Here is an 8,134-nt window from a genome sequence, read left to right as displayed (position 1 = left end):
ACCATCACGGCAAAAGATGCCAAAGGCTGGATCAGGCATGCCGGCTATGCCCTACACTGAGACCAAAAGCGCTTTAGTGCGCCGGACACAATGCACATGGAGGCGATAGCAGCGCAGCGCAGCCTACTGCACCCCATCAATCGGTGGGGGGTACCTTGCCGAAAGTGGGGCTTGGCCGTCTTCTTGCCCTTTTACGGACGAGCCATCGTGAACGTAATGGGTGAGATCCCTGTGTGAGACAAGGGACCTTCAAGAGCGTTGAAGGATTAGAAAAGTCGTTGATCAGAAAGGCGTTGGACCATCTAAGAAAGATGGTGCCCAGGAGAGGACTCGAACCTCCACGGTGTTACCCGCTGCTACCTGAAAGCAGTGCGTCTACCAATTCCGCCACCTGGGCCTGCCTGTTCGGCGAGGCTTCGTTTACGGTGGTTCGCAGGCTTCGTCAATCGTTGAAAATGCGACGGATGCGCTTTCTTGAAGCTGCACCTCTTCACAGGGCAGCGGCGTTTGACTAGAGACGTTCTACATTTCCCACCCAAGCTCCATGCAAGTCCCTTGCCGGGCAGGAGAGTTTCATGATCGGTGCCCTTCGCACGCCTGAGCAGCAAATCGTCACCGTCTTCGGCGGGTCAGGCTTTCTCGGCCGCTATGTGGTGAGCTGTCTGGCCCAGCGCGGCTATCGGGTGCTCGTGCCGACCCGGCAGCCCAACATGGCGAACTTTCTTCCCTTGGGGAAGGTCGGCCAGATCGCGCCGATCCATGCCAATCTGCGCCATGAGGATTCGGTCGCCCATGCGGTGGCCCGGGCCGATCACGTGATCAATCTCGTGGGCATCCTGCAGGAGACGGGCCGCCAGCGCTTCGACACCCTTCAGGCCCAGGCGCCCGCCATGATCGCGCGGCTGGCCAAGAAGGCGGTCTCGATCACTCATGTCTCGGCCATCGGGGCGGACGCCAACTCGGAATCGGACTATGCCCGTTCCAAGGCCGAAGGCGAGGCCGCTCTGCTTCGGGAGCGCCCGGATGCGGTGATCCTGCGCCCCTCCCTGCTGTTCGGCCCGGGCGACGGCTCCTTCAACCGCTTCGCGACACTGGCCCGCATGCTGCCGGTGCTGCCTTTGCCCGGAGCCGAGACCCGCTTCCAGCCGATCTATGCGGGCGATGTGGCCGCGGCCATCGTGGCGGCGGTGGACGGCCAGGTGCCGACCGGTCGGGTTTATGAGCTCGGCGGGCCCGAGATCCGCACCCTGCGCCAGATGATGGAGCTCGTTTTCGAGGTCACCGAGCGCAAGCGCGCCATCGTGCCCGTGCCGGCAAAGGCCGCCAGGGCCATGGGCAGCGTCATGGGCGCCCTCGACTGGCTGACCCTCGGCCTCCTGCCGAACGAGCTCGTCACCACGCGCGACCAGGCGATCCTGCTCGAGAGCGACAACGTGGTGTCGGACAGCGCCGTTACGGAGGGCCGCACGCTTCAGGGAATGGGCATCACGCCCACTACCATCGAGGCCATCGTGCCGAGCTACCTGGTGCGTTTCCGCAAGACCGGCCAGTTCGACCTCAAGCGCAACGCCACGCAGACGATGCCGGACCTGCTCGCTCCCCGGTCAGGAGGAGCTGAATCCGACTTCCATCCGGAGCGGGCGTCCGGCCCGGCCATCGGCCAGCAGGCGAGCCGCTGAGCGGCTTGGCCCCTTAACGGTTCCCGAGGGAGGCTTGGCCCTCCCGGCGATCCGGGATCACCGCCCGGCCGCGGGTGAGTCTCTTGTGCAGGTGAACCATCATCACGGCACCGAAGACCGGCGTGATGAGGTTCACCACCGGCACAAGCACCAGGCCGGCCAGCACGGCACCGGCGGCCAGCACCGTGCCCCGGTGCTCGGTGCGCAGGCGCGCCACGTCCTCCGCAGGCCAGAAGCGGCCCGCCGCCAGCTCGAAATATTCGCGTCCGAGCAGATAGGCGTTGGCGACGAAAAACGCCCCGATATTGATGCCGGGAATGAAGAACAGCAGCAGGGCGACGAGGTTCACAAGCAGCGACAGGCCGGCAAAGCGGATGCCGTAGAGAATGGCCTTGCCGAAGGGCAGCGCCCGGCCCGGCTCATCGGCCGGATAATCCTTGTGCTCCACCACCTCGGCGACGTCGTCGAGAAAGTAGCCCGCCACGATGGCCGAGACCGCCGGCAGCAGATAGATCAGCGCCACGAAGAGCCCGAAGCCCGCGAGGAAGAACGCGAAGCTGTCGATGATCGGGTAGCTGGCGCTGAGATCGTGATTGGTGAGAAAGATGTCGAAGAGCTTCGTCAGGCCGAGCCAGACCAGGACGAGCAGCGCCAGGGTCAATCCGATCGATTTCCAGAGGATGCGCCGCAGCGCGGGCGAGAAGACCTCGCGGGCTGCCGCGAAAACCGATTGGATGAGCATCTGTCGTTCGTCTCCAGGAGAATTTACGGCCACGCTTGATGCGTGGTGCGGAGCTTACTTATGAACGAAGCCGCTGCAAAGCGAGGGGTGGGGAGCCTGTGCCGTTGAAAACCGAATCGTCGACTACGCCTGCGGCGGATCCGGACGTGATCATCGTCGGCGCAGGCAGCGCCGGCATCGCGGCGGCCCGGCATCTCCTCGCCCATGGGCTGACTGTCACGATCCTTGAGGCCAGAGACCGCATCGGCGGGCGCACGCTCACGCGGAGCTTCAAGGGCCATCCACTCGATCTCGGCGCCCATTGGCTTCATGCGGGCCCGATCAATCCGCTGGTGAAGCTCGGTCGCGTGCGGCGCGAGCCCCTGCGCCGGGCACCTGTCGACGGGCATTTTTTCGTGCGCGGCCGGCCGGGGCGCCCGGCCGAGAGCGCGGCGCTTGACCGAGCGTTTGCCATGGCCGACCGGGCCATGACGCAAGCGGCGAAGGCCCGCGAAGACCAGGCGGCCGCAAGAGCCCTGCCCCCGATGGGCCCGCAGGGGCGGCGGGTTGCCGCCATTCATGGGCTGGTCTCAGGAAGGCCGCTCGACGAAGTCAGCCTGCACGATTTCCCGAGCATGGAATATGCCGACAACCTCTTCATCGCCGGCGGGCTCGGCGCCTATGTTCGCCGCTTGGCACGAGGTCTGCCGATCCGTCTCGGGGTCATCGTCCGGTCCATCAACTGGTCGGCGGAAGGTGTGCGGGTCGAGAGCAGCGCCGGAACGATGCGCGGGAAAGCCGTCGTTGTGACGACCCCTATGGCGGTGCTGCAGCAGGACACGATCCGCTTCGCGCCTGCCTTGCCGAACGCCGTCCAGGAGGCAATCCACGGCTTCACCCAGGGCGTCTACGAGCATGTGGTGCTGCACTGGCCGGATTCGCCGTTTCGCGGCGCCGACCGCTTGGCCAGCCTCACCGGCCGGCATCGGGAGCCGCCGGGGCTTCTTACCCGCATCGACAACACGCCGTTCCACTTCTTCGAGCTCGACCAGCCCATCGCTGCAAGCTTCGACCGGCGGGACGCTCACGCGCCGCACCGCTATGCGCGCATGGTGCTGGCGGAGCATTTCGGCCACCAAGCCATCCGCAATCTCTCGGCCTTGCACAGCACCGCCTGGCGCAACGACCCCTGGTCGCGCGCCTCCTGGGCGGTGGTGCCGCCGGGGCTCTCTGCGGTTCGCGATGCGCTGAAGGCGCCGGTCGGCGAGATGATCTGGTTTGCCGGAGAGGCGCTGTCGCGGGCGCAATGGGGCACGGCGGGCGGTGCCTGGGAGGAAGGCGAGCGTGCTGCCGGCGAGATTCTCGCTAAGCTTACCGGTCCTCGTTCTGGAGGCTGAGATAGGTGGAGGTGAACTCACCCACTGTCTTCAGCCGCTCCCAGTCGAGGATTGTCAGCGCATCGCCCTGGAAACGGATCAGCCCTTCCTTGCGCAGTTCCTGCAGCACGCGGTTCACGTGGACGGTCGAGAGCCCGAGCGTGTCGCCGAGCTCGGCCTGCGTGATGGGCAGTTGGACCGTATCGCCTTCGGCACGGCCGACCAGCTTGAGACGCAGATAAAGCTCGCAGATCAGGTGCGCCATGTGGGCGGTCGCCGAGAGTCGTCCCATGGCGGTGAGCCATTCCCGGTGGATGGCGCCGTCGATCAGCGTGTTCAGCCAGAGCATCCGGGTGAGGTGCGGATACTCGTCGGTGATCTTCTCCAGCGTCGCATGCGGAACGGCCGCGATGCGGCAGGTGGTGAGCGCCAGGACGCCATGATCCATCGTCTTCAAGAGGAAGCTGTGCAGATCGAGGAAGTCGCCTGGAACGTGGAGGGCGGATATCTGCCGGCGGCCGTTCGACACGATCTTGTAGCGGGCGGCAAAGCCATCCAGGAGCAGGGAGCTCTCGTTTGGGCGGTCTCCCTCCCGCACGATGTCTTCATCGGCTTCGACAACCCTGACACGCGAAATCGCGGTTTCCAGAGCTCTCTTCTCGGCATCAGAGAGCTGGTCGCGCTGTTCGAGCTTTAAGATCAGGGGGTTGGTCATACGGGTCATAGCTGGGGGTAGGAACAGCCCTGTACTGGCCAAACTCCGTTCTTAGCCGCACTCACATATGTTTATGCTTGAGTTTGATTTTGGTTTCACAATGTCGCGGCCCACACCTTCACGTCCTCGTGGGCTCTCGGGGCCGATCATGCGCATTGCTCATGAAGCAGGTGAGGGGTTCAGCTTCTATCGGGCCTAAAACAGCAAGGACTGAATTACCTTCGCGGGAGCCTGCTCGCTATAAGGCTTGGCGATGAAGACCGCCTCTTCCGGCAGGTGGCCGCTCTCCGGATGCAAATGACCTGACGTGATGACGACCGCAATATGGGGCCATTCACGGCGCACGAGGGATGCGAGTTCCAGCCCATTCATAGACCCCGGCATCTGCACGTCCGTGAAGAGAATGCGGATATCGGTGCGATCCTTAAGAGCCTCGTGGGCGGCCTGGGCATTGGCAGTCTCGATCACTTCGAACCCGGCATCCGTAAGGGCATCGGCGGTTGCCATGCGAACGAAGAGCTCATCCTCGACGAGAAGAACCACAGGACGTGAGGGGATTGCATGGCCGTCCATCAAAACTGATTTCTCGCGCCAAGAACGCGGGTCGGAGTGGCGTGGATCGGCTCACGCGATTCGTCTCGATTAACATATGTTAGAGCATCATGAGAGCAAGGGTCGAGACCGGAAAATTAACCGTCCCAAGCTTTCCACTCGCCTCGGAACAGGCTCAGAGCATGCTCGGCAGCACGCGGTCCGGCGGCTTGTGGCCGTCGACAAAGGCGCGGATGTTGACGATCACCTTCTCGCCCATGGCGACGCGCCCCTCATGCGTCGCCGAGCCCATATGGGGCAGGAGCACCACCTTGCCCTGCTTGGCGAGCCGTACGAGGCGCGGATTGACGGCGGGCTCCTCCTCGAACACGTCGAGGCCCGCGCCCGCGATGGCGCCGGCCTCGATGAGCTTGGTCAGCGCCCCCTCGTCGATGATCTCGCCGCGGGCGGTGTTCACCAGGATCGCGTCGGGCTTCATGAGCTTCAGGCGCCGCGCGGAGAGCAGGTGATAGGTGGCGGGCGTATGCGGGCAGTTCACGGACACGATGTCCATGCGGGCCAGCATCTGGTCGAGGGATTCCCAATAGGTCGCCTCGAGCTCCGCCTCGATCTTCGGCGGCACGTGGCGGCGGTTGTGGTAGTGGATCGACAGCCCGAAGGCTTTCGCACGCCGGGCCAGTGCTTGGCCGATGCGGCCCATGCCGACGATGCCGAGGCGCTTGCCCGTGATGCGCCGCCCGAGCATCCAGGTGGGCGACCAGCCGGACCATTCGCCTTCGGGGATCACGCGGGTTCCCTCTGGAAGACGCCGGGCCACCGCCAGGATCAGCGCCATGGTCATGTCCGCCGTGTCCTCGGTGAGCACGCCGGGGGTGTTGGTGACGGTGATACCCTTGGCGACCGCGGCCGACACGTCGATGTTGTCGACGCCGTTGCCGAAATTGGCGATGAGCTTCAGGTTCGGACCGGCCTGTCCGATAATGCCCGCATCGATCTCGTCGGTGATGGTGGGAACCAGCACGTCGGCCGCCCTGACCGCCTCCGCGAGCTCTTCGGCTGAGAGCGGCTTGTCCTCGAGGTTAAGGCGCGTGTCGAACAATTCGCGCAGGCGCGTCTCGATCACGTCGGGCAGGCGGCGGGTGACAACGACCAAGGGTCTTTTTTTCATCGGCTCAGAAGCCCCTAACACTGAAAAAACCGCGAACTGTAATGAGTTTCACGCTCTCTTAACCCTGGCTCAGTCATCAAAGAGGACGACCCGCCGCGCGGCGGCCTACGTCAAGCTTCTCTACCAGAGCCGGCCATCCAAGACAAAGTCATGATCGGAAGAACCATGCGCAAGATCATCCTTGCCCTTGCTGTCGTGAGCCTGAGCACCGGCGCAGCCCTGGCGCAGCAGTCTCCGGGCGGACGCCTGGGCACCGGCCTGCCCGTGCCCCGCTATGTCAGCCTCAAGACCGACCGGGTGAACCTGCGCGAAGGTCCCTCCAAGGACCACCGGACCGCCTGGGTGTTCCAGCGCGCGGGCCTTCCCGTAGAGATCATCGCCGAATACGAGACCTGGCGGCGCATCCGCGATTCGGAAGGCACCGAGGGTTGGGTTCTCCATTCGCTCCTGTCGGGACGTCGCACCGCCTTGGCCATGCCTTGGGCCAAGGGTAATCAGCCCCCGATCAGCCTGTTCGACCGCGCCGACGAGAAGAGCGGCGTTGTGGCCCATCTTCAGCCAGGCGTGATCACCAACGTGAACGGCTGCGACGGCCGGTGGTGCCGGGTGATGATCAGCATGGACGGCGCCCGGGACGTGGACGGCTACATCCAGCAGGAGAAGCTGTGGGGCGTTTATCCCAACGAGACGGTGGAATAGGGCTTTACCGATTTTTCAAGAATTACAGAGCTAGAAGGCAACATCGTAACCCGATCGATGGAAGCCTTCTCCCATGAGTCTGAACCTGAGCTTCAAGCTGCTCCCGATCCTGGCCATCGTGCTCGGCATCGCCTCCCTGGTGGCACCCCGTTTTCTCAACGTCTTCGTGGCGATCTTCCTGATCGTCTACGGCCTCGTGGGCTTCGGCTTCATCCGCTGAGGGCTACGGCCCGTCCTAAACCGTCCGGCGCCCCATGAGGCGCGGGCCGAACACGTTGAAGGCGAGACCCAGCACGATCACGGCCCCGCCGGCGGCCTCGATCGGGTGTACGGCCTCGCCCAGGATGAGGACTGAGCCCAGGATCCCGGCGACCGGCACGAAGAGCGCGAAGGGCGTCACCGTGGCGGCCGGGTGGCGGGAGAGCAGATAGGCCCAGATCCCGAAGGCGAAGATCGTGGTCGGATAGGCAAGATAGGCCACGGCCGCGAGGGTCCCGCCGTCCATGCGGGTCAGCGCGGCGAGCACCTGATCCGGACCATCGAGCCACAGGGACAGCCCCAGAAGCGGCAGCGGCGCGACCAGGCTCGACCAGACGATGTAGCCCAGCATGTCGACCCGGCCGGCCCGCTTGGACACGATGTTGGCCACGCCCCAGCACACGGCGGCGATCACCGTCATGAGGAAGGGCCCAGCGCCTCCGCCGGTCATGCGCGGCCAGGCGATGAGGACGAGGCCCAGGCCGGCCACGATGCCGCCGACGATCTGATGCGGCCCGGGCCGTTCGTTCATAAGGACGGCGGCGAAGAGGATCGTGAAGAAGACCTGCGCCTGCATGACCACGGAGGCGAGGCTTGCCGGCATGCCGAACGCGATGGCGGCAAAGAGGAGCCCGAACTGCGCGACGCCGAAGGCCACGACATTCGTCCAGCGGGCTTTCGGGCGTGGGACGAAGAAGATCGCCGGAATGGCGGCGAAGAGGAAACGAAGGGCTGCCAGCAGCAGGGGCGGCGTGGTGCCGACACCGAGCTTGATCACGACGAAGCTCAGGCCCCAGATGACCGTGACGAGAAGGGCGGCAAGGCTGTGGCTGAGCGGCATCTGGAGCATCGGACCCCAAAGTGGAAGGCACTTTTGGGATTGATCCGATGCTCAATCCTTTAAGCGGCCCATCGTTGAATGCGGAAAACCGGGGCCACTTTTCGCTCGATGCGCTAAACGGGCGC

At 64.5% G+C, this 8,134-nt stretch carries 9 protein-coding genes and 1 tRNA gene; 4 read left to right on the top strand and 6 right to left on the bottom strand.

All coding sequences use genetic code 11. The features are described 5' to 3' along the window. Nucleotides 1-312 precede the first annotated feature (312 nt). Nucleotides 313-397: transfer RNA gene (locus JKL45_RS16430), tRNA-Leu, on the bottom strand. A gap of 178 nt (nt 398-575) precedes the next feature. Here JKL45_RS16430 and JKL45_RS16425 point away from each other — a divergent pair. Next, nucleotides 576-1,679, top strand: coding sequence for a complex I NDUFA9 subunit family protein (locus tag JKL45_RS16425; protein WP_201862654.1), 1,104 nt, complete (start codon nt 576-578; stop codon nt 1,677-1,679). A gap of 13 nt (nt 1,680-1,692) precedes the next feature. Here the strand turns inward: JKL45_RS16425 and JKL45_RS16420 are convergent, their stop codons facing one another. Further along, nucleotides 1,693-2,421 (bottom strand): sulfate transporter family protein, encoded by a 729-nt coding sequence (locus JKL45_RS16420; RefSeq protein ID WP_201862653.1) that lies wholly within the window; start codon nt 2,419-2,421, stop codon nt 1,693-1,695. Between the two features lie 104 nt (nt 2,422-2,525). Between JKL45_RS16420 and JKL45_RS16415 the strand changes: the two genes are divergently transcribed. After that, entirely contained in the window at nt 2,526-3,797 is a 1,272-nt protein-coding gene (locus tag JKL45_RS16415; protein WP_246498579.1) for a flavin monoamine oxidase family protein, read from the top strand. On the opposite strand, the gene JKL45_RS16410 is transcribed toward JKL45_RS16415, so the two are convergent. The 3 genes from JKL45_RS16410 to JKL45_RS16400 all read right to left on the bottom strand — a co-directional run bounded on the left by JKL45_RS16410 (nt 3,772) and on the right by JKL45_RS16400 (nt 6,211). Then, nucleotides 3,772-4,491 carry a Crp/Fnr family transcriptional regulator gene (locus tag JKL45_RS16410; RefSeq protein ID WP_201862652.1) on the bottom strand — a complete coding sequence of 240 codons (720 nt, stop codon included), beginning with the start codon at nt 4,489-4,491 and terminating at the stop codon, nt 3,772-3,774. The genes JKL45_RS16415 and JKL45_RS16410 overlap by 26 nt on opposite strands. A 195-nt stretch (nt 4,492-4,686) precedes the next feature. Then, nucleotides 4,687-5,064, bottom strand: a complete 378-nt coding sequence (locus tag JKL45_RS16405; protein ID WP_201862651.1) for a response regulator — start codon at nt 5,062-5,064, stop codon at nt 4,687-4,689. A 154-nt stretch (nt 5,065-5,218) separates the two neighbouring features. After that, nucleotides 5,219-6,211, bottom strand: coding sequence for a 2-hydroxyacid dehydrogenase (locus tag JKL45_RS16400; RefSeq protein WP_201862650.1), 993 nt, complete (start codon nt 6,209-6,211; stop codon nt 5,219-5,221). Between the two features lie 150 nt (nt 6,212-6,361). Between JKL45_RS16400 and JKL45_RS16395 the strand changes: the two genes are divergently transcribed. Both JKL45_RS16395 and JKL45_RS16390 read left to right on the top strand, forming a co-directional pair. Further along, nucleotides 6,362-6,910: an SH3 domain-containing protein gene (locus JKL45_RS16395; RefSeq protein ID WP_376771044.1), complete on the top strand. Its 549-nt coding sequence runs from the start codon at nt 6,362-6,364 to the stop codon at nt 6,908-6,910. A gap of 73 nt (nt 6,911-6,983) precedes the next feature. Further along, on the top strand, nt 6,984-7,130 hold the full coding sequence (locus JKL45_RS16390; RefSeq protein ID WP_081929037.1) for a DUF3096 domain-containing protein: 147 nt from the start codon (nt 6,984-6,986) through the stop codon (nt 7,128-7,130). 15 nt (nt 7,131-7,145) lie between these two features. On the opposite strand, the gene JKL45_RS16385 is transcribed toward JKL45_RS16390, so the two are convergent. Next, nucleotides 7,146-8,009: an EamA family transporter gene (locus JKL45_RS16385; protein ID WP_201862649.1), complete on the bottom strand. Its 864-nt coding sequence runs from the start codon at nt 8,007-8,009 to the stop codon at nt 7,146-7,148. Nucleotides 8,010-8,134 lie beyond the last annotated feature (125 nt).

This window comes from Microvirga soli, assembly GCF_016734765.1.
In the GTDB taxonomy this organism is placed as follows: Bacteria; Pseudomonadota; Alphaproteobacteria; order Rhizobiales; family Beijerinckiaceae; genus Microvirga; species Microvirga soli.
The sequence above is the reverse complement of the archived record's forward strand: the minus strand, read 5'-3'. Positions and strand labels throughout refer to the sequence as shown.

Coding starts and splice junctions, on each gene's coding strand:
- JKL45_RS16390 (WP_081929037.1), top strand. CDS start 6,984: ATGAGTCTGAACCTGAGCTTCAAGCTGCTCCCGATCCTGGCCATCGTG.
- JKL45_RS16385 (WP_201862649.1), bottom strand. CDS start 8,009: ATGCCGCTCAGCCACAGCCTTGCCGCCCTTCTCGTCACGGTCATCTGG.
- JKL45_RS16395 (WP_376771044.1), top strand. CDS start 6,362: ATGATCGGAAGAACCATGCGCAAGATCATCCTTGCCCTTGCTGTCGTG.
- JKL45_RS16405 (WP_201862651.1), bottom strand. CDS start 5,064: ATGGACGGCCATGCAATCCCCTCACGTCCTGTGGTTCTTCTCGTCGAG.
- JKL45_RS16425 (WP_201862654.1), top strand. CDS start 576: ATGATCGGTGCCCTTCGCACGCCTGAGCAGCAAATCGTCACCGTCTTC.
- JKL45_RS16400 (WP_201862650.1), bottom strand. CDS start 6,211: ATGAAAAAAAGACCCTTGGTCGTTGTCACCCGCCGCCTGCCCGACGTG.
- JKL45_RS16420 (WP_201862653.1), bottom strand. CDS start 2,421: ATGCTCATCCAATCGGTTTTCGCGGCAGCCCGCGAGGTCTTCTCGCCC.
- JKL45_RS16410 (WP_201862652.1), bottom strand. CDS start 4,491: ATGACCAACCCCCTGATCTTAAAGCTCGAACAGCGCGACCAGCTCTCT.